The organism is Altererythrobacter xiamenensis, assembly GCF_900177715.1.
In the GTDB taxonomy this organism is placed as follows: Bacteria; Pseudomonadota; Alphaproteobacteria; order Sphingomonadales; family Sphingomonadaceae; genus Erythrobacter; species Erythrobacter xiamenensis.
This window is the reverse complement of sequence record NZ_FXWG01000001.1, coordinates 664,092-689,133: the sequence shown is the minus strand read 5'-3', so window position 1 is coordinate 689,133 and position 25,042 is coordinate 664,092. Positions and strand designations below refer to the sequence as shown.

The 25,042-nt window shown below is 62.9% G+C and carries 27 protein-coding genes; 17 read left to right on the top strand and 10 right to left on the bottom strand.

Going from position 1 to position 25,042, the window contains the following annotated elements:
• Positions 1-42: 42 nt before the first annotated feature.
• A complete protein-coding gene (locus CCE89_RS03445) occupies positions 43-891 on the top strand; it encodes a TorF family putative porin (RefSeq protein WP_086436604.1) in 849 nt (282 codons plus the stop codon).
• 84 nt (positions 892-975) lie between these two features.
• Here CCE89_RS03445 and CCE89_RS03440 read toward each other — a convergent pair whose 3' ends face one another.
• A complete protein-coding gene (locus CCE89_RS03440; RefSeq protein WP_086436984.1) occupies positions 976-1,731 on the bottom strand; it encodes an SIMPL domain-containing protein in 756 nt (251 codons plus the stop codon).
• 80 nt (positions 1,732-1,811) lie between these two features.
• Here CCE89_RS03440 and CCE89_RS03435 point away from each other — a divergent pair, with 80 nt between their 5' ends.
• A complete protein-coding gene (locus tag CCE89_RS03435) occupies positions 1,812-2,249 on the top strand; it encodes a VOC family protein (protein WP_086436603.1) in 438 nt (145 codons plus the stop codon).
• Positions 2,250-2,273: 24 nt separating this feature from the next.
• Here CCE89_RS03435 and nhaA read toward each other — a convergent pair whose 3' ends face one another.
• Positions 2,274-3,497, bottom strand: coding sequence for a Na+/H+ antiporter NhaA (nhaA, locus tag CCE89_RS03430; protein WP_086436602.1), 1,224 nt, complete (start codon positions 3,495-3,497; stop codon positions 2,274-2,276).
• 89 nt (positions 3,498-3,586) lie between these two features.
• Here nhaA and CCE89_RS03425 point away from each other — a divergent pair, with 89 nt between their 5' ends.
• From CCE89_RS03425 to CCE89_RS03405, 5 genes are all read left to right on the top strand, one after another.
• Positions 3,587-4,990: a glycosyl transferase family protein gene (locus CCE89_RS03425; RefSeq protein ID WP_200810277.1), complete on the top strand. Its 1,404-nt coding sequence runs from the start codon at positions 3,587-3,589 to the stop codon at positions 4,988-4,990.
• Positions 4,991-5,298: 308 nt separating this feature from the next.
• Positions 5,299-6,135 carry a hypothetical protein gene (locus CCE89_RS03420; RefSeq protein WP_143255948.1) on the top strand — a complete coding sequence of 279 codons (837 nt, stop codon included), beginning with the start codon at positions 5,299-5,301 and terminating at the stop codon, positions 6,133-6,135.
• A gap of 69 nt (positions 6,136-6,204) precedes the next feature.
• Positions 6,205-7,116, top strand: coding sequence for a sulfite exporter TauE/SafE family protein (locus tag CCE89_RS03415; protein ID WP_086436982.1), 912 nt, complete (start codon positions 6,205-6,207; stop codon positions 7,114-7,116).
• Positions 7,113-7,865 (top strand): TIGR02186 family protein, encoded by a 753-nt coding sequence (locus tag CCE89_RS03410; protein ID WP_086436600.1) that lies wholly within the window; start codon positions 7,113-7,115, stop codon positions 7,863-7,865. The genes CCE89_RS03415 and CCE89_RS03410 overlap by 4 nt, the downstream gene beginning before the upstream one ends.
• Positions 7,866-7,975: 110 nt before the next feature.
• Positions 7,976-9,760, top strand: a complete 1,785-nt coding sequence (locus CCE89_RS03405) for an ATP-binding protein (RefSeq protein ID WP_234989917.1) — start codon at positions 7,976-7,978, stop codon at positions 9,758-9,760.
• Here the strand turns inward: CCE89_RS03405 and CCE89_RS03400 are convergent.
• The 3 genes from CCE89_RS03400 to CCE89_RS03390 form a co-directional block, all read right to left on the bottom strand.
• A complete protein-coding gene (locus tag CCE89_RS03400) occupies positions 9,757-10,491 on the bottom strand; it encodes a 7-carboxy-7-deazaguanine synthase QueE (protein ID WP_086436599.1) in 735 nt (244 codons plus the stop codon). The two genes, CCE89_RS03405 and CCE89_RS03400, sit on opposite strands and share 4 nt — an antisense overlap.
• Before the next feature lie 207 nt (positions 10,492-10,698).
• Complete coding sequence (locus CCE89_RS03395) at positions 10,699-11,058, bottom strand: VOC family protein (RefSeq protein WP_086436598.1); 360 nt, start codon at positions 11,056-11,058, stop codon at positions 10,699-10,701.
• A gap of 4 nt (positions 11,059-11,062) precedes the next feature.
• Positions 11,063-13,807, bottom strand: coding sequence for a valine--tRNA ligase (locus CCE89_RS03390; RefSeq protein WP_086436597.1), 2,745 nt, complete (start codon positions 13,805-13,807; stop codon positions 11,063-11,065).
• A 148-nt stretch (positions 13,808-13,955) separates the two neighbouring features.
• Here CCE89_RS03390 and CCE89_RS03385 point away from each other — a divergent pair, with 148 nt between their 5' ends.
• The 4 genes from CCE89_RS03385 to CCE89_RS03370 are packed head-to-tail and all read left to right on the top strand — an operon-like array spanning position 13,956 to position 17,511.
• The gene (locus tag CCE89_RS03385; protein ID WP_086436596.1) at positions 13,956-15,068 is read left to right on the top strand and encodes an ABC transporter permease; all 1,113 of its coding nucleotides are present in this window, start codon (positions 13,956-13,958) and stop codon (positions 15,066-15,068) included.
• A gap of 6 nt (positions 15,069-15,074) precedes the next feature.
• Positions 15,075-15,920 carry an ABC transporter ATP-binding protein gene (locus CCE89_RS03380; RefSeq protein WP_086436595.1) on the top strand — a complete coding sequence of 282 codons (846 nt, stop codon included), beginning with the start codon at positions 15,075-15,077 and terminating at the stop codon, positions 15,918-15,920.
• Between the two features lie 38 nt (positions 15,921-15,958).
• Complete coding sequence (locus CCE89_RS03375) at positions 15,959-16,906, top strand: MlaD family protein (protein ID WP_086436594.1); 948 nt, start codon at positions 15,959-15,961, stop codon at positions 16,904-16,906.
• Positions 16,903-17,511, top strand: coding sequence for an ABC-type transport auxiliary lipoprotein family protein (locus CCE89_RS03370; RefSeq protein ID WP_234989916.1), 609 nt, complete (start codon positions 16,903-16,905; stop codon positions 17,509-17,511). Before CCE89_RS03375 ends, CCE89_RS03370 begins: the two co-directional genes overlap by 4 nt.
• Before the next feature lie 20 nt (positions 17,512-17,531).
• Here CCE89_RS03370 and CCE89_RS03365 read toward each other — a convergent pair whose 3' ends face one another.
• From CCE89_RS03365 to crcB, 5 genes are read right to left on the bottom strand one after another with little or no spacing between them, the layout of a single operon-like run.
• The gene (locus tag CCE89_RS03365) at positions 17,532-18,227 is read right to left on the bottom strand and encodes an ATP12 family chaperone protein (RefSeq protein WP_086436592.1); all 696 of its coding nucleotides are present in this window, start codon (positions 18,225-18,227) and stop codon (positions 17,532-17,534) included.
• A complete protein-coding gene (locus CCE89_RS03360; protein WP_086436591.1) occupies positions 18,224-18,466 on the bottom strand; it encodes a hypothetical protein in 243 nt (80 codons plus the stop codon). The genes CCE89_RS03365 and CCE89_RS03360 overlap by 4 nt, the downstream gene beginning before the upstream one ends.
• Positions 18,463-19,110, bottom strand: coding sequence for an HAD-IA family hydrolase (locus CCE89_RS03355; protein ID WP_086436590.1), 648 nt, complete (start codon positions 19,108-19,110; stop codon positions 18,463-18,465). Before CCE89_RS03355 ends, CCE89_RS03360 begins: the two co-directional genes overlap by 4 nt.
• Positions 19,107-20,309, bottom strand: coding sequence for an RluA family pseudouridine synthase (locus CCE89_RS03350; protein WP_086436589.1), 1,203 nt, complete (start codon positions 20,307-20,309; stop codon positions 19,107-19,109). The genes CCE89_RS03355 and CCE89_RS03350 overlap by 4 nt, the downstream gene beginning before the upstream one ends.
• Entirely contained in the window at positions 20,306-20,719 is a 414-nt protein-coding gene (crcB, locus tag CCE89_RS03345; protein ID WP_086436588.1) for a fluoride efflux transporter CrcB, read from the bottom strand. Before crcB ends, CCE89_RS03350 begins: the two co-directional genes overlap by 4 nt.
• Before the next feature lie 227 nt (positions 20,720-20,946).
• Here crcB and rpsU point away from each other — a divergent pair, with 227 nt between their 5' ends.
• The 6 genes from rpsU to CCE89_RS03315 all read left to right on the top strand — a co-directional run bounded on the left by rpsU (position 20,947) and on the right by CCE89_RS03315 (position 25,036).
• Positions 20,947-21,153 carry a 30S ribosomal protein S21 gene (gene rpsU / locus CCE89_RS03340; protein ID WP_034952298.1) on the top strand — a complete coding sequence of 69 codons (207 nt, stop codon included), beginning with the start codon at positions 20,947-20,949 and terminating at the stop codon, positions 21,151-21,153.
• 131 nt (positions 21,154-21,284) lie between these two features.
• Complete coding sequence (locus CCE89_RS03335) at positions 21,285-21,851, top strand: FKBP-type peptidyl-prolyl cis-trans isomerase (protein WP_086436587.1); 567 nt, start codon at positions 21,285-21,287, stop codon at positions 21,849-21,851.
• Positions 21,852-21,873: 22 nt separating this feature from the next.
• A complete protein-coding gene (gatC, locus tag CCE89_RS03330; RefSeq protein ID WP_086436586.1) occupies positions 21,874-22,176 on the top strand; it encodes an Asp-tRNA(Asn)/Glu-tRNA(Gln) amidotransferase subunit GatC in 303 nt (100 codons plus the stop codon).
• Complete coding sequence (gene gatA / locus CCE89_RS03325; protein ID WP_086436585.1) at positions 22,176-23,657, top strand: Asp-tRNA(Asn)/Glu-tRNA(Gln) amidotransferase subunit GatA; 1,482 nt, start codon at positions 22,176-22,178, stop codon at positions 23,655-23,657. The genes gatC and gatA overlap by 1 nt, the downstream gene beginning before the upstream one ends.
• Positions 23,657-24,094 carry a VOC family protein gene (locus CCE89_RS03320; protein ID WP_159456572.1) on the top strand — a complete coding sequence of 146 codons (438 nt, stop codon included), beginning with the start codon at positions 23,657-23,659 and terminating at the stop codon, positions 24,092-24,094. The genes gatA and CCE89_RS03320 overlap by 1 nt, the downstream gene beginning before the upstream one ends.
• Positions 24,095-24,202: 108 nt before the next feature.
• On the top strand, positions 24,203-25,036 hold the full coding sequence (locus CCE89_RS03315; RefSeq protein ID WP_086436583.1) for an FkbM family methyltransferase: 834 nt from the start codon (positions 24,203-24,205) through the stop codon (positions 25,034-25,036).
• Positions 25,037-25,042 lie beyond the last annotated feature (6 nt).

Below are 25,042 nucleotides of genomic sequence, written 5' to 3'. Positions count from 1 at the left end.
GCAGGTGGGACGAAGCAGAAACGCCATAATAAGGAAGTTGTCATGCTCACGTCCATCCGCGGCCTTGCGGCCGCATCTTTTGCCGCAGGTCTGGCCCTCTCCGCCACTCCGGCCTTTGCGGAAACCCAAGAATCTCTTTCTGAAGAAGCCAAATCCGACGTCGTTACCGTTATCGACAGCGAAGCAGAGCGCGCGAGCGAACCTGTAGCCGCTGACACGGCTAATTATCAGGAGGACAGCCCGGGCTTCTCGGTGTCCGCCAATGTTGCACTTACGTCGGAATATCGCTTCCGCGGCGTCGATCTTTCGGGTGGTGAAATCGCCATTCAGGGCGGCGTCGACTTCGCCACCGACTCCGGTTTCTATATCGGCACCTGGGCTTCCTCGCTCGACGAGGACACAGTCGGATACGGTTCGACTGAAGTCGATGTCTACGGCGGTTTCTCGGGCCAGATTTCCGACGCGGTGTCGTTCGATATCGGCGGTATCGCCTATATGTATCCGGACGCCGGCGCAGGCGATTTCGACTATCTCGAAGTCTATGGCTCTGTCGGTTTCGCTTTCGGTCCGGCTGAGGCGACCGTCGGTGTTGCCTATGCACCCGATCAGGATTCGCTCGGCGGAACCGATAACTTCTACATCTACACCGATGTCGGTGCGGGCCTTCCCGGCACGCCTATCACTCTGTCAGGCCACCTCGGCTACACCGATGGGTTCCTGACTTTCACCAACGATGGCAAGGCGTTCGACTGGTCGATCGGGGCAGAGGCTGCCCTTTACGGTCCGGTTAGCCTGAGCGTTGCCTATGTCGGTGCAGAAGGTGACATTCCCGCCGGTGCTTACGACTTCACCGACGATGCGGTGGTGTTCACGCTGAGCGCCAGCTTCTAACAGTTCGACAATTCGTCACGCAGGAGGCGCGGTCCGTTCGGGCCGCGCCTTTTCGTTTGTGAACTGGGCCGGGCTCGGCAGCGATCAGTCGAGCGAGAAATGCACCGTAGTGACCACACGGACCTTCTTATACGGACTGTCGCTCACGCCCCATCCGCCGCTGTCGCCATCGCGTGCTTCGATCGAGAAATAGCCTTGCGTCGCATCCTTGATCGCGCCGACCTTGGCACCGCTGTCCTGTGCGAACTGTTCGGCGGAAGCGCGCGCATCGCGGGTCGCTTCGGCGACCATCTCCGGCTTGATGTCGTTGAGCTTAGTGAAGGTGAAGGCCATGCCTGACCCTTCTTCCAGGAAAACGCCGCGATTGACGAGATCGAACTGCTGGGCGACGGCCCGGCGTGCGCGCTCGATATCATTCGTCCGCAGCGAGAGCCGCTGCCTGACGGTGTATCGCGTCGCGCCGTCACTGGTGTAGCTCGAGACATTCGCCCCGGTTGGTTGCAACGCATCCTCGGGAAAGCCGAGGCCGGCGAAGAACTCCTCAATTGCCTCGGTGTCCCGCCGGACCTTGGCCTGTGCCGCCCCCATATCGGTGGAGGTGGAGGAGTACGAGATCGTCCAGGTCGCGAGGTCGGCCGTGACGTCGCGCTCGGCAAGGCCGCGGACGGTAACCGATCGCTCCGCTTCCTTTGCCCTGAGCAACCCGTCTCCCAGCAGATACCCGCCGAGGATGAGTCCGATCGAACCAATCGTCGCAGTGCCGAACCACCTGATACTCGTTCGATCCGCCGGGAAACGGCTTTCGCTCCCATCCGTTGCTTGCACTGCTTGCTCGTTCATCGCATCCTCCTCATTCAACCGCTGATACGATGAACTGTGCAATTTCATCGATGAACTGTTTTTGAATGAGGTCGAACCCGATGGTGAAATATCTTCACAGCATGATCCGCGTGACCGATCCCGATGAGACGGTCGCTTTCTTCAATCTGATCGGATTGGAAGAGGTGAGGCGCTTCGACGTCGAAGCCGGCCGGTTCACGCTCATTTTCCTGGCTGCGCCCGGACAGGAAGGCATCGCCGAGGTCGAGTTGACCTATAACTGGCCGCCGGAAGATGGCAGTGCTCCTGAGGAATATGACGGTGGCCGCAATTTCGGTCACCTCGCCTACCGGGTCGATAACGTCTACGAGACATGCCAGCGCCTGATGGACGCGGGGCACACGATTCACCGTCCGCCGCGTGACGGGCACATGGCTTTCGTCAAATCGCCGGATGGCATTTCGGTCGAACTGCTGCAGGAAGGCAACCTGCCGCCGCAGGAACCCTGGGCGAGCATGGAAAACAGCGGCAGCTGGTAAAGCTGCCGAGCGATCAGATGGCGATCAGGCGTTGGCCGTCTGGTCGCCCTGGTCGTCGCAGTCTTCCTCCGGGTGCGTCGTGGTAAGACGCAGGACCACATAGCCGAGCACCGCAGAAATTGCCGAGCCCATCAGGATACCGATCTTGGATTCGTCGATCAGCAGCTCATTGCCCGGGAAGGCGAGACCGCCGATGAAGAGCGACATGGTGAAGCCGATCCCGCACAGGATAGCGACGCCGTAGATCTCCATCCAGCTCGCGTTGTCCGGCGGCTGGGCGAAGCCGGTCTTGATCGCAATCCACACGGCCGAGAAAATCCCGACTTGCTTGCCGACCACCAGGCCGGCGGCAATCGCGTAGGGCAGCGGATCGAGCAGCGCCTCGACGCCGAGGCCTTGCAGCGCAACGCCTGCATTGGCGAAACCGAAAACGGGAACGACGAAATAGGCGCTCCAAGGCGCCAAGCCATGTTCGAGCCGCTCGAGCATCGAATTGCCGTCTGCACGATGCATGGGAATGGTGAGCGCGGCCACCACACCGGCGATGGTCGCGTGTACCCCGGTGTTGAGCACGCAGTACCACAGCACGAGTGCCATCAGGATGTATGGCGTGAATGTGCTTACCCGCATGCGGTTGAGGCCGACCATGATCCCGAACACCACGATCGATGCGACGAGCCAGACCATCTTGATCGTCGGCGTGTAGAAGATGGCGATGACCAGCACCGCTCCGATATCGTCGACGATCGCAACGGTCAGCAGGAACAGGCGAAGCGAGGCCGGGACACGGTTGCCCAGCAAGCCGAGCACGCCCATCGCAAAGGCAATGTCGGTCGCAGCCGGGATCGCCCAGCCGCTCGCATACTCACCGCCGCCCGAAACCAGCATATAGACGAGGGCCGGCACGGCCATGCCGGCAGCGGCCGCCACGATCGGGAGGCGGCGCTTCATCGGATCGGCGAGTTGCCCAGCGATAAGCTCTCGTTTGACCTCCAGCCCCACGACGAAGAAGAAGATCGCCATGAGCCCGTCGTTGATCCACAAATGCAGATCGTCGAGCTTGGCGATGGGGGTCCAGCGAAGGTCGCCATAGAACAATTCGCGATATTCGGCCGAAAGCGGCGAATTGGCGGCAAGCATCGCTGCCGCAGCGACCAGAATGAGCAGGATCCCTGCCGAGGCGTCACCCACGAAGAGTGCACGAACCGGGGCAAAGATAGAGCGGGTGCGTTTAATCGGATTGATCATGATTGCGCCCTCCTTTTTCGTAAGTTTGCCTCTGTTGCAAGTGCCGATTGTTGACGGTAGGGACAAAAGCTCAAGGCGGTCGGGTCGCATTGGCTTTTCTGGAAAACGACGTGTGGCATCTGCTTGCGCTGTTTCAGCGCGAGCTATTACTCTTTGCGGGCGTCTTTTTCTTGATCGGCGCGCTCGATGACTTTGCGCTCGACCTGTATTGGATGTGGCTTCGCTTCACCGGCAGAGGCGGCGCTCTGCGCCTCGATACGCGCAGGTTTGCAGAGAAAAAGCTGCGCGGCCAGGCAGCGGTGTTCATCCCGGCCTGGAACGAATCAGGCGTGCTCGGCGATACGATCGCGCATGCCTTCCGGGTCTGGCGTCATTCGGACATGCGAATTTATGTCGGATGTTATCGCAACGATCCCGCCACGATCGAGGCTGTGCTTCGAGCTGCGCCTGGCGATCCGCGCCTGAGGCTCGTCATCCATGACCGGGATGGGCCGAGTACCAAGGCCGATTGCCTCAACCGCCTTTATCAGGCGTTGCGCGACGATGAGGCGCGGACCGGTGAGGCCGCGCGGATGGTCGTATTCCATGACGCCGAAGACATGGTGGATCACGCCGCGCTTGCGATCCTCGACGACGCTCTTGAAAACGCTGATTTCGTGCAGCTTCCAGTGCTGCCCCTGCCACAATCGGGAAGCCGCTTCCTCGGCGGCCATTATTGCGAGGAATTTGCGGAATCGCATGGCAAGGCGCTGGTCGTACGCGATGCCCTCGGAGCCGCGATCCCGGCAGCGGGCGTGGGATTTGCTCTGAGGCGCGAGCAACTCGACGGCTTGGCGCAAGAGGCTCCCGACCGCTTGCCTTTCGCACAGGATTCGCTGACCGAGGATTACGAACTGGGACTGTCCGTGGCTGCAAGAGGCGGACGCTGCCGGTTCCTTCGAGCGCGTCACCGCGACGGAAGCCTGGTGGCGACATCCGCCTATTTTCCTTCGCGTCTTGAAGATGTGGTCAGGCAGAAGACACGCTGGGTGCACGGCATTGCCTTCCAGGGTTGGGACCGGCTGGGCTGGGCGTCCAATCCCGCCGAGTTCTGGATGCGTCTGCGCGACCGCCGCGGACCCTTTGCAGCGCTGGTCCTGCTGTGTGGTTACGTGCTGATAGCGCTCGCTACTTTCGGTTGGACAGCTTCGATTATCGGGTTTGGCAAGCCTATGGAGCTTGATCCGCTGATGAAGTTGCTGCTTGCTGGCAACTTCTTCGCATTTGTCTGGCGCGCGCTGTTCCGCTTCGGCTTCACCGCTCGCGAGTACGGCATTGCGGAGGGCATTATGGCCGTGCTGCGGATACCGATCGCCAACATGATCGCGATCATGGCTGTTCGCCGCGCACTGATGGCTTATGTCCGCGTCCTCGCGGGTCGGGCGGTCGTCTGGGACAAGACCCCGCATCAGGCTCACCCAACCAAGTTCGATGCCGAGGAACTCTTTGCGTGAGCGGCAAGCAGAGAAGCGAGCGCGGTCGACCGCTGGCAGCCTTCGCAGTCTTTATCGGCGCCTGGCTTCTGCTGCGCCTCGCTACGTGGGAGCCATTGCTGGTGCCAATCGAGCATGCCTCCAGTTTGCCGGAGGCCTTGCTGGCTGAGGGTCGGGACCCATCGCCTTTCCCCATCCGGGAAGATCGACTTTCTGAAAGGCAGGTAGAAGCTCGCCAGGCGCCCGCGCTCACGGATCGCCCGCTGGGTAGGCCGTCTGTCTCCATCGACGCGGATTGGCAAAAGCTACCCGCTGCTCTTTCAAACGAAATGCCGCTCGAACCGGCGAGACCCTCTGTCGAACCGTCAGTCGCTGTCGGCCATCAATTGCTGTGGGCCGCAGCGATGGCGCATTTGCCGCCACCACATCGCCTGAACGGGGAAGCGGTCACGCCGACCCGATTGCCGTCGCGAGTGGCCGAGCAGTCACGCAAACGCGATCGCTGGTCGCTCGACGCCTGGGCCTTCGGGCGCGAGGGTTCGGAGAATGTCTCCTCTACTGTGGGTCGCGCACCCGTTTACGGCGCGAGCCAGGCTGCTGCCGTCCTGCGCTATAGGCTGGCTCCTTCGAACCCGCGCGATCCACGGGCTTACGTGCGGGCCTACAGGGCTCTGGTGGCGAACGGTGAAAGCGAAGTGGCCGCGGGCCTGTCCGCCCGACCACTGGCAAGGCTCCCGCTGCGTGCGCATGCGGAACTCCGGGCGACGCACTACTCGAGCGACACCGAGGTCCGCCCGGCGGCTTTCGTTACCACCGAGCTCGATCCAATCGCCCTTCCGGCAGGACTACGCGCCGAAGTCTATGGCCAAGGGGGCTATGTCGGCGGCGAAGGCGAAACCGCTTTCGCTGACGGACAGCTTCATGTCCTGCGCGGCCTCGGCGGTTTCGATCTGGGCGTTTTCGATCAGGGCAAGGTCAGCCTTGGCGGCGGCGCGTGGGCGGGGGCTCAGAAGGGCAGCAGCCGGGTCGATCTTGGGCCAAGCATGCGGCTCGATCTCAGCATCGGCGAGACGCCTGCGCGGCTTTCGGTCGATTGGCGCGAGCGGGTTGCAGGTGACGCGCAGCCCGATTCCGGTGTCGCTGTGACCTTGTCGACACGCTTTTAAGCGTCGGCGGGGAAGAGGCGCTTTTATCCCGTCACGCGCTGGGCTAGGCCCTCGTGCATGGAAGACTGGCTGCCCGTCTATTTGCCAATCGCAAACCTGTCAGTGAACGGGCTGCTGATAGTCGCGCTGGGCGGGTTGACCGGTATTCTCAGCGGGTTGTTCGGCGTTGGCGGCGGTTTCCTGACGACACCGCTGCTCATCTTCTACGGCATCCCTCCGACCGTGGCAGCCGCCTCGGCAGCAACGCAGGTCACGGGCGCTAGCGTTTCGGGCGTGTTTGCGCACAGCAGGCGTGGCGGGGTCGATTATCGCATGGGCGCCGTTATGGTCGGCGGAGGCGTTTTCGGCGCCATGATCGGGGCCTTGCTCTTCCGCTTTTTCCAGTCGATCGGACAGATCGATGTCGTGATCAACATTCTCTACGTCGTCATGCTCGGAACCATCGGCTCGCTGATGCTGCGCGAGGCGCTCGAAGCGATCAAGCCCGACATGATAAAGAAGCGAAGCGCACCCAAACGGCGGCATCACCCGCTTGTCGCAGCGCTACCGATGCGCTGGCGATTCTATCGTTCAGGGCTCTATATTTCTCCTCTCGCGCCGCTGATCCTCGGCGTGCTGGTCGGCATATTGACGATGCTGATGGGCGTGGGCGGTGGCTTCATCCTGGTGCCGGCCATGCTTTATATCCTGGGGATGAGCGGCAATGTTGTGGTTGGAACTTCGCTGTTCCAGATCCTGTTCGTGACGATGGTGACCACCATGACGCACGCGCTCACCACCAAGGCCGTCGATATCGTTCTGGCGGGGCTGCTGCTGCTGGGCTCGGTCATGGGCGCGCAGTTCGGGACGCAGATCGCGCTCAAGGCGCGGCCCGAGATCCTGCGTCTGATCCTTGCTGCGATCGTGCTCGTGGTGGCGGCGCGCATGCTGTTCGGGCTCGGCGTGCAACCGGACGAGATTTACACCGTGGCGCCGCTATGAGGTGGCTTTTACTCCTGCTCGCCCTGGTCATGTTGTCGGGGCAGCGCGAAGCCATCCTCGTGCCCGAAGTGTCGCAGGACGAAGTGCGGGTGCGCCAGGGCTTCACCGGAACCGAATTGCTTCTGTATGGCGCGATCCTGGATCCTGCAGGGCGGGCGGGCGGGCGCGAATACGATATTGTCGTCGTGCTCAAGGGACCGACCGAACCCATCCGCATGCGCGAGAAGGAGCGGATCCTCGGCGTCTGGATGAATGCCGAAAGCTCCGACTTTCGATCGGCCCCTTCCTTCTTCGCGGTGGCCTCGTCCCGACCGGTCGAGGAGATCGTCGATGAACGTACCGCAGCGATCTATGAGCTGGGAACCGAGTTCATCCAGCTTTCTCCTTCTGGTGAGATCGAACCCGAGAAGCAGAGACGCTTTGCCGCTGGTCTCGTCGACCAGCGCCAACGGCTCGGTCTTTACAAGGTTGATATGAACGGTGTGCGGATCAGTGAACAAGTGCTCTACCAGGCGCGTATTTCACTTCCATCGAACGTCGTCACCGGGAGCTACACCGCAGAGACCTTCGCCATCGCAAACGGCCGCGTCATCGCTTCGGCGATTGCAGAAGTTGAAGTGCGCAAGGTGGGTTTCGAGCGGTTTGTCGAAGTCGCCTCGCAGCGTTGGTCGTTGATCTATGGCATCATCGCGGTCTGCCTCTCAGTGGGCATGGGCATTCTAGCCGGGCGGCTGTTCGCACGGCTTTGACCTGGCTGAATTGGCGCAAATCGCGATCGAATTGCCCCCTTCGTTGACGCGATTTTAACCGTCCTGCCCCTATGCCCCGGCCTTCTCTTGGAAGGGGCTTGAGGCCAACGATGACCGATATGGGCAACCAGAATTTCGACCAGTTCAAACCTGCTACGCCGCAGGGCAATCCTGCTCCCGCACAGGCAGCACAGGCACCGGCAGCAGCGCAGCCCTCGGCTCAGCACGCACCGCAGGCACGGCCGCAACCGGCTCCGGCGCCAGCCGCGAAACCGCAGGGCGAGGCACCTTCCGACAATGCCACCCATCCGATCGGCGTCGTGCTCGAAATCGCGGGTTCCGGCTCACAGGTCGCGCTTGACCTGCAGCGCCTCAACGAATGCATGGAAGACGCCGACCCATCGATTGCGCTCGCCGGTCAGGTCGGCAGCCAGATCAAGATCCGCGTCGGCAACAGCTGGCTGCTCGCCAGTGTGCGCAACCAGCGCAAGGACCGCCGTCCCAATGGCGGTATTCTCGCCAATATCGACTTCCTCGGTGAAGGGGTCGAGGAAAAGCTCACCGGCAAGCTCCACGGTTTCCGCCGCGGTGTGACGCGCTATCCGATTCCGGGCGCAATGATCTATCCTGCGACCACCGCGGACCTCAAACAGGTCTATGCCAGCGATGGCCGCGCCAATGTCGAAATCGGCACGGTTTATCCGACCAAGGATATTCGCGCAGGCCTCTATGTCGATGCCATGCTCGGCAAGCACTTTGCCCTCCTCGGCTCGACCGGTACCGGTAAGTCGACCAGTGCTGCGCTGATCCTCCACCGCATCTGCCAGGCCGCGCCCGACGGTCACATCGTCATGGTCGACCCGCACGGCGAATATTCGGCTGCCTTTCGCCAGACCGGCATGATCCTCGACGTGTCGAACCTGCAGATGCCCTACTGGCTGATGAACTTCGAAGAACACTGCGAAGTGCTACTCACCAGCGACGGCAACGAACGCCAGGTCGATGCCGACATCCTTGCCAAGTGCCTCCTGAAATCGCGCCAGAAGAACCGCCTTGCCGAAGGGATGGGCAAGATAACGGTGGACTCGCCGATTCCCTATCTGCTCTCCGAGCTGTCGAACAACATCCAGGACGAAATGGGCAAGCTCGACAAGGCGACTTCGTCCGCGCCCTACATGCGGATCAAGAACAAGCTCGAGGAAGTGAAGGGTGACCCGCGCTACCAGTTCATGTTCTCCGGCATGCTGGTGGGCGACACCATGACCGAGTTCATCAGCCGCGTGTTCCGCATGCCGGGGCAAGGCAAGCCGATCTCGATCATCGACGTTTCGGGCGTTCCGTCGGACATCACCTCGACCGTGGTCGCAGTGCTCAGCCGCCTCGTCTTCGACTTCGCAATCTGGGGCCGCGAGGAAAAGACCCGGCCGATCCTGCTCGTCTGTGAAGAGGCGCACCGTTACGTGCCCAATTCCGCCAACGAGGACGGCTCGTCGGTCGGCCGCATCCTCAGCCGTATCGCCAAGGAAGGCCGTAAATACGGTATCTCGCTCGGCCTCATTACGCAGCGTCCGTCCGACCTGGCAGAAGGCGTGCTGTCGCAGTGCGGCACGATCATCTCGATGCGCCTCAACAACGACCGCGACCAGGCCTTCGTGAAGGCCGCCATGCCGGAAGGTGCGCGCGGTTTCCTCGACTCCATCCCCGCACTCCGCAACCGCGAGTGCATCATCTGCGGCGAGGGTGTTGCCATTCCGATCCGCGTCGCCTTCGACAATCTCGAGGAAAACAAGCGTCCGGCGTCGGAAGACCCGAGCTTCGTCGAGCTGTGGAACCAGGGTGGCGGCGAGGAAGAGACGGTCGAACGCGTCGTCCAGCGCTGGCGGAGTCAGGGTTAAGTACCACGCGTATCCCCATAGAGGTGGATATGCAGCCGGTCGCTCATGCGGAAACCTTTCTTCACGCATATTTCGCTGAGCCATTCTTCGCGGCTGCGCAGGGTCGCGCTGTCTGTGCCTTCGGGCATCAGGAACACGTGACCTGGCCTGAAGCGATAGCGGCTATGTAGCGCGAGCACCTCTTCGACGTCTTCGGGTGAGGCCACCACGAACTTGAAGAAAGCGCGCGGGTCGGTCGCATAGGCGTCGAGCCGTTCGTCGATAAGCGCCAGTTCCGCCGGATTGCCGGAGTGCGCCAGTTTGGGACTGACGTTGTACTGATCGACCCGGATATCGAGCCGCACCGGTGCGGTCGTCGTCCCGTTGGTTTCGATCTCGATCGCCATGTCGGGAAGCGCATCGACCAGCTCGGCGAGCGCCGGGCCCTGCAACAGCGGCTCCCCGCCGGTGATGACGAGGCGTTTCTGCCCCAGCGCGGCGATGCGTTCGGCCACGTCCGCGACATCCAGCGTGACCTGATTGGCTTTGCGATCGAACGTTGTTTCGTCGCGGTGAGGGCGATCGTCGCCCTCGAAATGCCAGGTGTAGGCGGTGTCGCACCATACGCAGGCGAGGTTGCAGCGCGAGAGCCGCACAAAGGCGACCGGTGTGCCTGCGCTCGGTCCTTCGCCTTGCAACGAAGCGAAGATTTCAGGCCCGCCGGCGTCGTCGGTGGCGAGAACTAGCGGCATGACAATTCCAACAAACTTGACACTCTTGACACCCCGTCAAGCGAGAAAATCCTGTCATCCTTTTGAAAAGACGAAGGAAATGCCTGTTGGGCTGGCTTGACACTTATCCAACGCAAGGCGGGGACGAAAGACTGGCTCATCCAGCCTGTCTGCCACTTTTGCGCGGCGTAGGAAACTGGGACAACCTCGGCAAATCCGGACCCGGTTCTATTTGTAAACCGTGACCTCGATGCGCATGCCGTCCGGATCGCGGAAGAATGTCGCGGTTTCGCCCCCGAAACGCTGCTTGTCGGGAACTTCGAAACCGGCTTCGGCCATGCCGGCACGCACCGCGTCGAGCGCGGCTTCATCGGGCGCGGTGAAACCAAGATGGTTGAGGCCGGGCGCGTAGCGTTCGTAATCGGACGTCTCCGCCTTGGCTTGCTTGAGATCGATCGCGAGGCCATTTTCACTCACCCAAACATGGTCGCGCGTTTTCTGAAAGCCGATCAGGCCGAGCAGCGCTGCGTACCAAGGCAGGCTCATCTCGAGCGAGCGAACCAGCACGACCATATGATCGAGCTTCATCGCTCTACCCCAGCCGCGCCAGTGCCGCAGTCAGCCGCTCGACCTCGCCCGAATGGTGGGCGTGGTCTTCGCGTGCCTTCTCGACAGCTTCGGGCTTTGCCCGCTCGACGAAGTTGGCGTTCGAGAGCCTGCCTTCGAGTGACTTGGCTTCCTTCTGCGATGCTTCGAGCGCCTTCTGGAGGCGGGCACGCTCGGCATCGATGTCGATCACGCCTTCGAGCGGTACGACGAAGACATCCGAACCAGCGGTCACCTGCATCGCGGGGCCGGCAGGCGCTTCGCCCACGGTGACCGGCGTCAGGCGGGCGAGGCGCTCGATCGCCGCGCTGCTGCGCTCGATCGTGCGCGATGCGACGTCCGAGGGATTGGCGATGAATGCCGCCAGCTTCGCACCCGGCGCGATGCCGAGCTCGTTCTTGGCGCTGCGGACATTGGTGGTGAGGTCGATCACCCAGTCTATCGCGTCGGTCGCTTCCTTTGATACCTCGGCGCGCGGATCGGGCCATTTGGCGAGGATCAGCTCGTAAGGCCTGTCACCCCCATTGTTTGTCGCTTGGGCATGCCACAGCTCTTCGGTGATGAAGGGCATGAAGGGGTGCAGCATGACGAGGATCTGGTCCAGCGCCCATCCGGCAACTGCGCGGGTTTCGACCGCTGCCGGACTGTCCGCGTCACCGGCGAAAACCGGCTTGATAAGTTCGAGATACCAGTCGCAGAAGCGCGACCAGGTGAACTGGTAGATCGTGTTGGCGGCGGCATCGAAACGCAGGTCGGCCATGGCCGTATCGAGCGCCTCGACCGTCTGCTGGACCTCGCCGATGATCCACTGGTTCGCGGCGAGCCTCGCTTCGGGCGCCTTGATCGTGTCAGAGGCACCGATGCCGTTCGACTGGCAGAAGCGGGTCGCGTTCCAGAGCTTGGTGGCGAAGTTGCGGTAACCTTCGACCCGCTTTTCATCCATCTTGATGTCGCGGCCCTGGCTTTCCATCGCCGCCATGAAGAAGCGCAGCGCGTCGGCGCCATACTGGTCGATCAGGCCGAGCGGATCGACGACGTTGCCCTTGGACTTGGACATTTTCGCGCCGTCTGCCGCACGGACGAGGCCGTGGAGATAGAGGCGCGGCCACGGCGCCTTATCGGTGTTGTAATACCCCGCCATCATCATGCGGGCATCCCAGAAGAAAAGGATGTCGAAACCCGAGATCAGCAGATCGTTGGGGTAATGCTTTTCGAGCAGCGCGGTGTCCTCGGGCCAGCCGAGCGTGGCGAAGGGCCAGAGCGCGGAGGAGAACCACGTGTCGAGCACGTCATTGTCGCGGGTGAGGGCAACGCCGTCGCCAGCCTGCGCCTGCGCTTCTTCCTCGGTCATGGCGACATAGACGCTGCCGTCTTCGGCATACCACGCCGGGATACGGTGGCCCCACCACAGCTGGCGACTGACACACCACGGCTGGATGTTCTCCATCCAGTTGAAGAAGGTCTTTTCCCATGTCTTGGGGACGATCTCGATTTCGCCGGACTTGACCGCCGCGATCGGCTGTTTCGCCAGTTCCTCGGCATTCACATACCACTGGTCGGTCAGCCACGGTTCGATCACCACGCCGCCGCGGTCGCCGAAGGGCGTTGCGATCTGGCGCGGCTCGGCGTCGTGCTCGACTTCCTCGCCCTTCTTGGTCTTGGCCACGTGCGGGATAAGGTAGCCCTGTTCCTTGAGCCGCTGGACGACCAGTTCGCGCGCGCCATCTACACCGTCGCTCTGGAAACGGTGCAGGCCGAGGTATTCATCCGGCACCAGGCCGTCGGCGGTCTGGCAGACGTTAGCCTCGCCATCGAGCATGTTGAGCATGTCGGCAGGGGCAATTCCTGCGCGCTTGCCCACTTCGAAGTCGTTGAAGTCATGCCCCGGCGTGATCTTCACCGCGCCGCTGCCCAGTTCGGGATCGGCGTGTTCGTCGGCGACGATCGGGATGCGGCGACCGGTGATCGGCAGGACGACATGCTTGCCGACGACGCTTTTGTAGCGATCGTCATCGGGATGCACCGCCACCGCCATGTCGGCCAGCATGGTCTCGGGACGGGTGGTGGCGACTTCGATATAGTCGCGGCCGTCGTCGAGAGTAACGCCGTCTGCGAGCGGATATTTGAAGTGCCAGAAGTGGCCTGGAATGGTCTGCTGCTCGACCTCGAGATCGGAAATCGCGGTCTTGAGCTTGGGGTCCCAGTTCACCAGCCGCTTGTCGCGGTAGATCAGCCCGTCATTGTAGAGATCGACGAAGACCTTGAGCACCGCCTTGGTGAAATGCTCGTCCATCGTGAACTGTTCGCGGCTCCAGTCCATCGAACAGCCGAGGCGGCGCAGCTGGCGGGTGATCTGCCCGCCGCTTTCGGCCTTCCAGGTCCAGACCTTGTCGATGAACTCCTCGCGCGAATAATTCGTGCGCTTGTCCTGGCGTTCTTCCAGCTGGCGCTCGACCACCATCTGCGTCGCGATGCCCGCATGGTCGGTGCCCACGACCCACAGCGCATCCTTGCCCTTCAGCCGCTCGTAACGGATCACGATGTCCTGCAGCGTGTTGTCGAGCGCATGGCCGATGTGGAGGCTGCCGGTTACATTGGGCGGAGGGTTCACGATCGTGAACGGCTCGGCGTCGGGGCGCTCCGGCCGGAACAGACCCTTGTCTTCCCAATGGGAATACCAGCGCGCTTCGATCTGCGCGGGGTCGAAAGTGGTGGGCAGTTCTTTGTTCATTGGGCTTTTACTGGCTCGCTAACGCTTGAATGCCGGGCGGTGGCAGGGCCCGAAAATCGGGCCAACCCCATGCCAGCGAGCGCGTTGCAGCGCAACATGGCGATTGCAAGCTTGTGATGGCGCGCATTTGCCCGCATAGCGAGGCGCTATGGATGATGGGGCCCAATTTTCCCTCGAAAGCAATGATAAAGGCACAGCGCGTCTGAGCCTTGTCGGGCCGTATCTGGTGTCGACCGTGGGCGAGATCGACCAGGATCTCGACCGGCTCGACGAGAGCTTCGACGAAATCGATCTCTCGCAGGTTTCGGAGATCGATACGGTCGGTGCATGGGTCGCCTGCAAGCTTGCATCCGAGCATGATGCCAAGATCGTCGGCGCCAGCGAACGCGCCCGCCGACTGCTCGATGCCATTCAGGGCATGGGCGAAGACGCCGAGCTGACCGCACCGCGAGAGCCTTTCTGGATCCGCGTGCCACAGGCGATGGGCGTGAAGGTCGGCAATGCCTGGCAAGGCATCCTCGGCGTTCTCGGCTTTCTCGGCAGTATCCTCGTCGCCTTTGCCAGCCTGATCAGACATCCGCGCCGGTTTCGCGTGAAAGCGCTGGTGCACCAGCTGGAACTGGTCGGTGTATCGGCGCTTCCGATCATCGGCCTGATGAGCTTTCTCATCGGCATCGTCATCGCGCAACAGGGCGCGGTGCAGCTTGCGCAATTCGGTGCCGAGACGCTGACGATCAATCTCGTCGGCCGGATCACCTTGCGCGAACTCGGTGTCTTGATGACCGCGATCATGGTCGCCGGCCGCTCGGGCAGCGCCTTTGCCGCGCAGATCGGCACGATGAAGCTGACCGAGGAAGTCGACGCGATGCGGACTATCGGGATCTCGCCGATCGAGGCGCTGGTGATCCCGCGCATCCTCGCCTGCACCTTCATGATGATCCTGCTTGGCTTCTATTCCTCGGTTATCGCGATCATCGGCGGCGCGGTCGTGGGCGACCTGATGCTCGGCATTCCATTCTGGACGTTCCTCGAACGGATCAAGGACGTCGTCCCGACCTATGACCTGTGGGTGGGCCTCGTCAAAGCGCCGGTTTTCGGCCTGATCGTCGCGCTGGCAGGCTGCTATCACGGCATGCAGGTGCAAGGTAATTCGGAAGAAGTCGGCCTGCGCACGACACTGGCGGTGGTCTCGGCCATCTTTGCCGTGATCGTGCTCGACGCCTTCTTCGCGGTGTTCTTCACCGAGATTGGCTGGGGCTGAGGGGCGATGAGCGAACACGACCATCAGGACCAGCAGCAGCCTGGCCGGCACGAGCGGTTTCGCGGCGATTATCCGATCGTCGTCAGCGGGCTGCGCACGCAGTTCGGCGAACATGTCGTGCATGACGATCTCGACCTCGAGGTCAGGCGCGGCGAAATCATCGGCGTGGTCGGCGGTTCCGGCACCGGCAAATCCGTACTGATGCGCGCGATCATCGGCCTCCAGGGGGTGGCGGCGGGAGACGTCGAAGTGTTCGGCAAGTCCATCACCGGCGCCGACCCCGACGAGCATATCGGTGTGCGTAACCGATGGGGCGTCCTGTTCCAGGGCGGCGCGTTGTTCTCGACCCTGACCGTGGGCGAGAATGTCGAAGTGCCGCTGAAGCAGTTCTATCCCGATATCGATGACGAATTGCGCCGGGAAATTGCGCGCTACAAGGTGCTGCTGTCCGGCCTGCCCGAAGATGCGGTGAGCAAATATCCGTCGGAACTGTCCGGCGGGATGAAGAAACGCGCCGGCCTTGCCCGCGCGCTGGCGCTCGATCCCGAGCTCCTGTTCCTCGACGAGCCGACCGCCGGCCTCGACCCGATCGGTGCGGCGAAATTCGATTCGCTGACCAAGGAATTGCAGGAAACGCTGGGCCTGACGGTCTTTCTCATCACCCACGACCTCGACACGCTCTACGAGATCTGCGACCGGGTTGCGGTGCTGGCCGACAAGAAGGTCATCGCGGTCGGCACAATTCCCGAGCTGCTCGAAACCGACCATCCGTGGATCGATGAATATTTCAACGGTCCGCGCGGTCGCGCCGTGCTCGCCAGCCGCGAGCGCGAGCGAGCAAAATCAACATGATGGACAAGCAGGCAGTCAGGCGGGCATAGAGAGACGGAATGGAAACACGGGCCAATCATATCTGGGTGGGGGCGGTTACCCTCGTCCTGCTCGCCTTGCTGGCGCTCTTTATCGTCTGGCTCGCGCGGCTGGGTCAGGGCGACCAGAACGAATACGACATCTTTTTCAAGCAGTCGGTTTCGGGCCTCGCCAACGGGTCCGAGGTGTCTTTTGCCGGGGTCCCTGTCGGACAGGTGAGCGATATCCAGCTTTGGGAGAAAGACCCCGAGTTCGTCCGCGTGCGGGTGAAGGTGCGCGAAGGCGTGCCGATGCTCGTCGGGACCACGGCGACCGTCCAGGCAAGCTTCACCGGCGTTTCGACCATCCTGCTCGACGGTGCGCGCAAGGATGCGCCGCCGATCACCTGCGACACCACCGCCTGCCCCGAAGGCGCGCCGGTCATCCCGCCCAAGCCCGGCGGCTTCGGCGAGATCCTCGCCAATGCACCGCTGCTGCTCGAACGCCTCGCGACTCTGACCGAGCGGCTGACCGAATTGCTGGACGAGGATAACCAGACCGCGATCGAAGGCATCCTTCAGAACACCAACGAAATGACTGCCGGCCTTGCAGATGCAGCCCCGCAGATCGAAGGCACGCTGTCCGAATTGCAGAACACGCTGCGCGAAGCGGGCGAGGCGCTCGACCAGTTCGAGAAGGTCATGGGATCGACCGACGACCTCCTCAACAAGGAAGGGCAGTCGCTCGCGGTCGAACTGCGCGCCACGCTGAAGTCGGCCAATGACGCGGCGAAATCGCTTTCGGCGACGCTCGAGGATACGCGGCCTGCCGCGCGCCAGTTGACCGACAGCACATTGCCGGCAGCCGAGGCCACGCTGCAGGACCTGCGCGCGACCAGCAAGGCGCTGCGCAACGTCACCGAGAAACTTGAAAACCAGGGAGCCGGAAGCCTGCTCAAGGGGCAGAGCCTGCCGGACTACAAGCCATGAGAGGGCTCGCCATGAATGCCGGAAACGCGATGAAGCTTGCGGTGCTGGCTCCGGCCTTCGCGCTGGCCGGATGCGTCAGTCTCGGGTCCGAACCGCCCGACCGGCTGCTTAACCTCACCGCCGAAGCAAGCGCGCCAGCGGGTGCGGTGATGAGCGGCACGCGCGAGAGCGCCCTTGCCGTGCACGAGCCGCAGGTTCCGGCGGAGATCGACGTGCTGCGCGTGCCTGTGCGCGTTACCGGGACCGAGCTCGCCTATGTCGAAGACGCGGTCTGGGTCGAGAAGCCGGCGCGGCTGTTCCGCCGTTTGCTGGCCGAAACGATCAGGGCCCGCGGCGATACGCTGGTCATCGATGGCGATGATCCCAGCCTCTTCACCGAGAACCACCTGCGCGGCACGCTGCGCACTTTCGGTTATGACGTGGGAAGCGCATCGGTCGTGGTGCGCTATGACGCGATCAAGCAGGGCCCCGGCGGTACGGTGGAAACGCGGCGCTTCGAAGCGACCGAAACCGGTTTTCCGGTAGAGGCCGAGCCGGTCGGCGATGCGCTCAACCGCGCGGCGAACGAGGTGGCGCGCCAGGTGGCGGACTGGCTCGCCGAATAGGGCGAGTCCAGTAATTCACGCTAGGCGCGCGCGGCGCGCGTCCATTCGAATGCAGCCGTGAAATCCTCGCGCTTCTTTGCGCGGTATTGCTCTGCTTCACTGTCGCGGCCCCACAGATCGGCCTGCCATTCTTCTTCGAGGCTTGCCGCGTTCCATAGCGCATCGGGATCGGCATTGTCCTCGAGCGCGGAAAGCGCAATGCAAAGCGAGGCCGACAGCGAAGCCATCGTCAGAAGGCCGGCCAGCGTGAAGGCGTCGAACGTATCGAGCGTCTGTCGGAGCGCATCCACGCTTTCTGGTGCATGCGGGCGATGGATCACGCCGCTCGTGCGGGTGAGGGTGATGCCGTGGCGCGTCTCGATGTCGCCGACCAAAGGCTCCCACACCTCCAGCTGCTTGCGATAGAGCGCGTCCTCGGGCTCGGCGCGGAAGCACAGCGTGTCGGTTTCCGCATAGGCGAGCAACTTGTCGATCGTCTCTGCGCGTTCCTTGGCCACCATGTCGATCGCGTAGTCGGTCTGGTCGCGAAAGCGGAAGCTGCGCGGATCGATATCTTCGCCCTGCCGCGCCCATTCCTCAGCCAGCATATCGGCGAGCGCGCGCGTCGGCACGATCTGGTGGCCGCGATTGACCGTGCGCAGGCCGCGCCCGTCGAGCGTCACCTGCCACCCGTCGTCGACCTGGATGACAGCGACTTCGTCGTAGAATCTTTTCACTCGGGTCTGCCCCCCGAGTTGCCCTCGTCCGGACTGCGCCAGCGCCGCGCGAGCCTCTTGGGCACGAAGAAGAATGCGGCGAGACCGCCGAAGGCGAGCGCCATTCCGGCATACTGGATCAGTCCGCCGGCCCTCTGGCTGATGACGATGCCCGCGAGCACCGCCATGATGCTGGCGATGCGCACCGCATTGAGCGCGATGAAACCGCGCCGCGCGCGTTCGTCTTCGGGCGCGGTCATAGCAGCGCCTCCAGCTCTTCCATGGTATTGGCGACACCGACCGCGCCGGTTTCGTGCAGCTCATCCGGAGAATGATAACCCCAGGCCACGCCCAGTGCGCGGACATTGGCGTCGGTCGCCATGATCATGTCGAAACTCGTATCGCCGATCATCACCGATTGCTCGGGCGTTGCGCCGGCTTCGAACAGCGCCGCTTCCAGCATCGCGGGATGCGGCTTGGACGGGTGGCGGTCGGCGGTCTGGAGAGATACGAACAGGCCCTTTATCCCGTGCTGGTCGAGGCAGGCATGCAGCCCTCTGTCGGACTTGCCGGTAGCTACGGCCAGCTTCCATCCGCCATCGTGCAGGCGATGGAGCAGCTCGGCCATACCGTCATAAAGCGGCTCGTGAACGAGGCCCTGCTGCCGCTGGGCGAAGAACGATTCTTTGTAGGCGGCGACGATGCGCGCATTCTCGTCAGGCTCGAGATCTGGTGCCAGGCTGCGGATCGCGACGGGCAGGCTGAGGCCGACGATGCGGCGCACTTCGTTCAGATCGGGGCAGGGCTTTCCCGCCCCTTCGAAAGCATCGCGCATGGCGTTGCACACGCTCGCCTGGCCGTCGACCAGCGTTCCGTCGCAATCGAACACCGCGAGCCGGGTCACTTGCCGCCCTTCTTCGGTTTCTTCGCGAGTTTGCCGCCCGATTTCTTGCCGAGCTTGCCCTTCGGCGCGCTCTTGGTCGAGGACTTCGAGATCGTGCGGGTCCGCCGCTCGCCGCGCCGCGACTTGCGGTATTGCTTGGCATGGGCCTTTGCCGCCTGCTTCTTCTCGGCCTTGGTCCGCTCGGGCGCTTCATCGCCCTTGAGCGGAGCGGCATCGCTCAGGCTGAGGTCGAAGCCGAGGTGCTCCATGGTGCCTGCAAAATGCTCGGGCAGATCTGCCGTCACGTCCAGCTTGCCGCCCGGTTTGCCGCCTTCCGCCGGCTGCGGGATCACGAGGCGCCGGGCGTGAAGGTGCATCTTGCGGCTGACGCTGCCGGTCAGGAAAGCATCCTGCCCGCCGTATTTTCCATCGCCCACGATGGGGTGGCCGATCGCGGCAAGATGCACGCGCAGCTGGTGCGTGCGGCCGGTGAGCGGTTCGAGCTCGACCCACGCCGCGCGCTTTCCGGCAGTTTCGACCACGCGGTAACGGGTGACGGCGCGCTGGCCGCCTTCCTCGTCCACATGCATCTTCTCGCCGCCGGTGCCCGGCTGCTTGGCGAGCGGCGCGTCGATCGTGCCTTCGCGGATGTCGGGTACTCCGACCACCAGCGCCCAGTAGATCTTGCGCGCGCTGCGCCCCGAGAATCGCTTCGAATAGCTAGCCGCGCTACCCGGGGTGCGCGCCACCAGCAGCACGCCCGAGGTATCCTTGTCGAGCCGGTGGACGAGGCGCGGGCGCGGATCGTCATCATCCTCGACAAAGGCATCGAGCAACCCGTCGACATGTTTGAAAGTCTTGCTGCCACCCTGGGTCGCGAGGCCCGGCGGCTTGTTGAGCACGATCGCGCTCCTGGTCTCCTTGATGACCATCGCCCGTGCTTCCTCGATCTCTTGCGGAGAGAGCTCGCGGCGCGGCTTCGTCTTCTTCCCGGACTGCTCGCCGCCCGGCGGCACGCGCAGCACCTGTCCGGCTGCAAGGCGATCGTCGGGCTTCACCCGCCCGCCATCGACGCGAATCTGACCGGTGCGCGCCCATTTCGAGACGGTGCCGAAGCCGATCTGCGGCAGGTTGCGCTTGAACCAGCGGTCGAGCCGGATGCCGTCATCGTCGTCCGAGACCGTGAACTGGCGCACTTCGTTGGATGGCTGCTTGCTCATGCGGTGGTAAGCCTCATGACGATCAGCCCGATATAGAGCGCTGTCAGCCCCGCCAGCACCGAGACGAGCGCATAGCCCAGTGCGGTCGCAGGCTGGCCGCGCTCGATCAGAACCATCAGTTCGAGGCTGAAGGCGCTGAAGGTGGTGAAGCCGCCCAGCAGGCCGACTGCGGCGAAGAGCCGCACGTTTTCACCATCCGCACCGCCGTGGCGGGCCAGCCATCCGGCAACGAGTCCCATGGCAAGACTGCCGATGACGTTGACGGCAAGCGTCGCCCAGGGAAAGGCGGTCACGACCTGCGGGCCGAGCCAATGGGTCATCCCGCGCCCCAGCTGGTAGCGCAGCACGGCACCCACAGCGCCGCCGGCGGCGACGTGGAGACTTGCGGCAATGGGGGAAATCGCGGACATGGGCGGCCTCTTAGCGATGCAAGCCCGCGCTGCCTAGCACCGTCTCATCGCGATTTGTCCGGGCCGGGGGCGTGTCCCAAGGGTTGCCAAGCCCCCCCATTCTCGCTATGTGCGCCCCTGATTGAGCCGACCGCTTGCGGATTCGGCACTTTTCTCTTTGATTTATTCGAGGCGCAACCCGCGTTTTGAGGCGGGCTCTGTTCCTTTGTAGTGAGGTGTAGGACTTTATGCAGATAATCGTTCGCGATAACAACGTCGACCAGGCTCTCCGCGCGCTCAAGAAGAAGCTGCAGCGCGAAGGCGTATATCGCGAAATGAAGCTGCGCCGGCATTACGAAAAGCCGAGCGAAAAGCGCGCCCGTGAAAAGGCTGCGGCCGTTCGCCGTGCTCGCAAGCTCGAGCGCAAGCGTATGGAGCGCGACGGCATCAAGTAAGCCGTCTATTCAGGCGGAAATCCGCTTGAACGCACCTTCACGATAAGCCATCAGGGCGCGGATCGATTCCGCGCCCTTTTGCTTGTGGCGATACCGGATTTTCGCAGAACAGCTTTCAGGACAATTCCTCCATGGCCGAAGTCACCCGTGTTCCGCTCCAGCCCATCGAAAAGGGCTCGCTCACCAAACTCTGGATCGGCGTAATCGTCGCGATCCTGCTGGCAGGCGGGATCGCCTGGGCCGCGGTGCCCAAGGGAATCGAAGTGAATACGCTGGTGGAGGGCAGCGGCCCCACCCCCGAAATCGGTGACGTGGTTTTCGTCAAATATGTCGGCACGCTTCCCGATGGCAGCGAGTTCGACCGTTCGCAGGATGTGCCGCTGCCGATTCCGGGCATTTTCCCGGAAGGCAATCCCTTCCCGATCACCGAAGGTGCCACCATCGAAGGCTTCTTCGAGGCGCTTCAGCGTGTTCGAAAGGGCGGGAAGTACGAAATCTTCATCCCCGCCGAGAAGGCATATGGCGATGCCCCCCAGGCCGGTTCGCCGATCCCGCCGGGTTCCGATCTCACCTTCGAACTGGAAGTGGTCGATTTCATGAGCGAGGAAGATTTCCAGCGCCGTCTCGGCATGCTGCAGCAGATGATGCAGCAAAACGGCGCGGCCATGGGGCAGGGCGCCCCGCCGCAGGGCCAGTAATCGCAAAGCAAAGGTAGCAACGATGTCAATCGACAGGGCTGCCGTGGCGAAAATCGCCGCGTTGGCACGCATCAAGATGACCGAGGAAGAGCTCGACCGCATGGCGCCCGAGCTCAACAATATCCTCGAATGGGTCGAACAGCTGGGCGAGGTCGATACCTCCCAGGTCGAACCGATGACCGCCGTCATCCCCAACACGCTGCGCCTGCGCACGGACGAGGTAGATGCCGACCCCAAGACCGGCGGCAACCGCCGTGAAGACATTCTCGCCAATGCGCCGGTGGCCGAACACGGCTTCTTCGGCGTGCCGAAGGTGATCGAATAATGACCAATCTGACCGAACTCGGCGTCAAGGAAATCCGTGACGGTGTCGCGGGCGGGGACTTTACCGCCAAGGAAGTCGCCGAGGCCTTCAACGCCGCCGTTGCTGCCGCAGCCGACCTCAACGCCTTCATCGTCACCACACCCGACCACGCGATCGCCGCGGCCGAGAAGACCGACGCCGCGCGCGCCGCTGGCGAGACGCTTGGCAAGATGGCCGGTGTGCCGATCGGCATGAAGGATCTGTTCGCGACGCATGGCGTGCAGACCACTGCCGCCAGCCACATCCTCGAAGGGTTCAAGCCGCAGTACGAAAGCACCGTGTCGCAGAACCTGTGGGATGCAGGCGCGGGCATGCTGGGCAAGCTCAATCTCGACCAGTTCGCGATGGGCTCCTCCAACGAGACCTCCTATTTCGGCAACGTCAATTCGCCGTGGCGGAAGGAAGGCTCGAACGCCGCGATGAGCCCGGGCGGTTCCTCGGGCGGTTCGTCCTCGGCCGTATCGGCGCGCATCGCACCCGCCGCGACCGGCACCGACACCGGCGGATCGATCCGCCAGCCTGCCGCATTCACCGGCATTTGCGGGATCAAGCCGACCTATGGCCGCTGTTCGCGCTGGGGCGTCGTCGCCTTCGCCAGCAGCCTCGACCAGGCGGGCCCGATGGCGCGCAGTGTCGAAGATTGCGCGATCATGCTCGAGGCGATGGCCGGTTTCGACCCCAAGGATTCGACTTCGCTCCAGATGGACGTGCCCGATTGGGAAGCAGGGCTTTCCGCCGATCTCAAGGGCAAGAAGGTCGGCATTCCGCGCGAATACCGCATGGACGGCACCGACGAGGAAATCCTCAAGAGCTGGGAGCAGGGCAAGGAATGGCTGCGCGATGCTGGAGCGGAGATCGTCGATATCTCGCTGCCGCATACGAAATACGCGCTGCCCGCCTATTACATCATCGCGCCTGCCGAGGCGTCCTCCAACCTCGCGCGCTATGACGGCGTGCGTTACGGATTGCGCGATCTGCCCGAAGGCGCAGGCCTGCAGGACATGTATGCCGCTACCCGCGAAGAGGGCTTTGGCGACGAGGTGAAGCGCCGCGTGCTGATCGGTACCTATGTGCTCTCGGCGGGCTTCTACGATGCCTATTACAACCAGGCGCAGAAGGTGCGGGCACTGGTCGCGCGTGACTTCGAAAATGCCTGGGCGGAATGCGACGTGATCCTCGCTCCGACGACGCCGACCGCCTCGTTCCCGCTGGGATCGCTCTCCGAAGACCCGTTGACGATGTATCTGAACGACGTGTTCGCCGTGCCGGCCTCGCTGGCTGGCCTCCCGGCAATGAGCGTGCCTGCGATGACCAATTCGGACGGGCTGCCGCTCGGCCTGCAGCTGGTCGGAAAGCCGTTCGACGAGCAGGGCGTGCTCAATGCGGGCCTCGCGATCGAGCAGCGTGCCGGTTTCACCGCGCAGCCGGAGAAGTGGTGGTAGTGACCAGCGGCACGATCAACCATGTGGCGATCACCGTCAGCAATCTGGACGAGGCGTTGTGCTTCTTCGAGCCACTCCTCGACGCGCTTGGTTTCACCTACCGCGAGCGGGGTGAATATGCTGGTACCCGCCTTGCCATGCATCTCAACCCTAAGACGCAGATCGGCATCAACATCTGGCAGGCGAAAGGTGAATTCGCCGACCAGACTTTTGATGTCTATGCGCCGGGGCTACATCATCTCGCGCTCAATGCCGAAAGCAACCGGCAGGTCGACGCGATAGCTGATATCGTAAGGAAGAACGGCGGAACCATCCTTGATGGACCGGGCGAATTCCCGTTTGCGATCGGCGGCTATTACGCAGTCTATTTCACGGGGCCGGACGGCATGAAGTTCGAAGTCGTCCACATGCCTGAACTGAGTGGAAACAAGGAATGAGCACTTACCGCATCCAGGGCGCAACGGGCCAATGGGAGGTCTTGATCGGCCTTGCGATTCAGCAGCGCGCAGGCTTCACCGCGCAGGCGGAGAAGTGGTGGTAACGCAATGATCCGGCGGCTTTTGCGTCCGCCGCGACTCGGCCTTGGTAAGCTGGGTCTCAAGGTCACCATGCTTAAAAACCCGGGCGAGCGTGGCTATACCGGTTTCAACACGGAATGGCGCGGGCCTTCGCCCGAGAAGTTCCGCCGCTGCGGCCTCGCGACCTTCACGCATGAGGGGCGCGACATCCGCTTCCTCATCCAGGACGAGGATGACATCATCCAGCAGGAACTGATCGCGGGCCGGTTTTACGAGCCGGAAGAGCTTGCGATCATCGCGCGGCATTTCACCGGCGGCACCTTCGTCGATGTCGGCGCGAATATCGGCAATCACGCGGTCTTCGCTGGCGTGGTCTTGTGCGCGGACCGGGTCATCGCCTTCGAGCCCAATCCGCTGATCGCCGACTTCACCGCGATGAACCTACGGATCAACGACTTCTCAGGGTCCTCCGCTTTCCACCAAATGGGCCTCTCCGACGCGCAGGGCACCGGCTCCATGCGGGCGATCGCGCCGCACAACATTGGCGCAACGCGGCTCGACCCCATCAGCGACGGCAGCGGGGACATCGCGCTCGCCACCGGCGATGCCATGCTCGCGGACGAAAAGCCTACCTTCATCAAGATCGATACCGAGGGCGCGGAGGTCCGCGTGCTGCGCGGGCTCGCCGAAACGCTCGCGCGCTGCCGGCCCGCAATTTTCATCGAGGTTCAGGACGAGCAGCGGCAAGAGGTTGATGCAATCCTCGAGCCATTGGGCTATCGGGTCGTCGACGAGTTTGCCCGCTATCCGGGCCTTTCGAATTACATGTATGTTTGCGAGGGCGGCCGCGCTGCGGCTTGACCTCAC

Coding starts and splice junctions, on each gene's coding strand:
- nhaA (WP_086436602.1), bottom strand. CDS start 3,497: ATGATCAATCCGATTAAACGCACCCGCTCTATCTTTGCCCCGGTTCGT.
- CCE89_RS03405 (WP_234989917.1), top strand. CDS start 7,976: ATGACCGATATGGGCAACCAGAATTTCGACCAGTTCAAACCTGCTACG.
- CCE89_RS03410 (WP_086436600.1), top strand. CDS start 7,113: ATGAGGTGGCTTTTACTCCTGCTCGCCCTGGTCATGTTGTCGGGGCAG.
- CCE89_RS03335 (WP_086436587.1), top strand. CDS start 21,285: ATGGCCGAAGTCACCCGTGTTCCGCTCCAGCCCATCGAAAAGGGCTCG.
- CCE89_RS03400 (WP_086436599.1), bottom strand. CDS start 10,491: ATGCCGCTAGTTCTCGCCACCGACGACGCCGGCGGGCCTGAAATCTTC.
- gatC (WP_086436586.1), top strand. CDS start 21,874: ATGTCAATCGACAGGGCTGCCGTGGCGAAAATCGCCGCGTTGGCACGC.
- CCE89_RS03360 (WP_086436591.1), bottom strand. CDS start 18,466: ATGACCGCGCCCGAAGACGAACGCGCGCGGCGCGGTTTCATCGCGCTC.
- CCE89_RS03435 (WP_086436603.1), top strand. CDS start 1,812: ATGGTGAAATATCTTCACAGCATGATCCGCGTGACCGATCCCGATGAG.
- CCE89_RS03390 (WP_086436597.1), bottom strand. CDS start 13,807: ATGAACAAAGAACTGCCCACCACTTTCGACCCCGCGCAGATCGAAGCG.
- rpsU (WP_034952298.1), top strand. CDS start 20,947: ATGCAGATAATCGTTCGCGATAACAACGTCGACCAGGCTCTCCGCGCG.
- CCE89_RS03375 (WP_086436594.1), top strand. CDS start 15,959: ATGGAAACACGGGCCAATCATATCTGGGTGGGGGCGGTTACCCTCGTC.
- CCE89_RS03370 (WP_234989916.1), top strand. CDS start 16,903: ATGAGAGGGCTCGCCATGAATGCCGGAAACGCGATGAAGCTTGCGGTG.
- CCE89_RS03445 (WP_086436604.1), top strand. CDS start 43: ATGCTCACGTCCATCCGCGGCCTTGCGGCCGCATCTTTTGCCGCAGGT.
- CCE89_RS03440 (WP_086436984.1), bottom strand. CDS start 1,731: ATGAACGAGCAAGCAGTGCAAGCAACGGATGGGAGCGAAAGCCGTTTC.
- crcB (WP_086436588.1), bottom strand. CDS start 20,719: ATGTCCGCGATTTCCCCCATTGCCGCAAGTCTCCACGTCGCCGCCGGC.
- CCE89_RS03380 (WP_086436595.1), top strand. CDS start 15,075: ATGAGCGAACACGACCATCAGGACCAGCAGCAGCCTGGCCGGCACGAG.
- gatA (WP_086436585.1), top strand. CDS start 22,176: ATGACCAATCTGACCGAACTCGGCGTCAAGGAAATCCGTGACGGTGTC.
- CCE89_RS03420 (WP_143255948.1), top strand. CDS start 5,299: ATGCCGCTCGAACCGGCGAGACCCTCTGTCGAACCGTCAGTCGCTGTC.
- CCE89_RS03385 (WP_086436596.1), top strand. CDS start 13,956: ATGGATGATGGGGCCCAATTTTCCCTCGAAAGCAATGATAAAGGCACA.
- CCE89_RS03315 (WP_086436583.1), top strand. CDS start 24,203: ATGATCCGGCGGCTTTTGCGTCCGCCGCGACTCGGCCTTGGTAAGCTG.
- CCE89_RS03350 (WP_086436589.1), bottom strand. CDS start 20,309: ATGAGCAAGCAGCCATCCAACGAAGTGCGCCAGTTCACGGTCTCGGAC.
- CCE89_RS03395 (WP_086436598.1), bottom strand. CDS start 11,058: ATGAAGCTCGATCATATGGTCGTGCTGGTTCGCTCGCTCGAGATGAGC.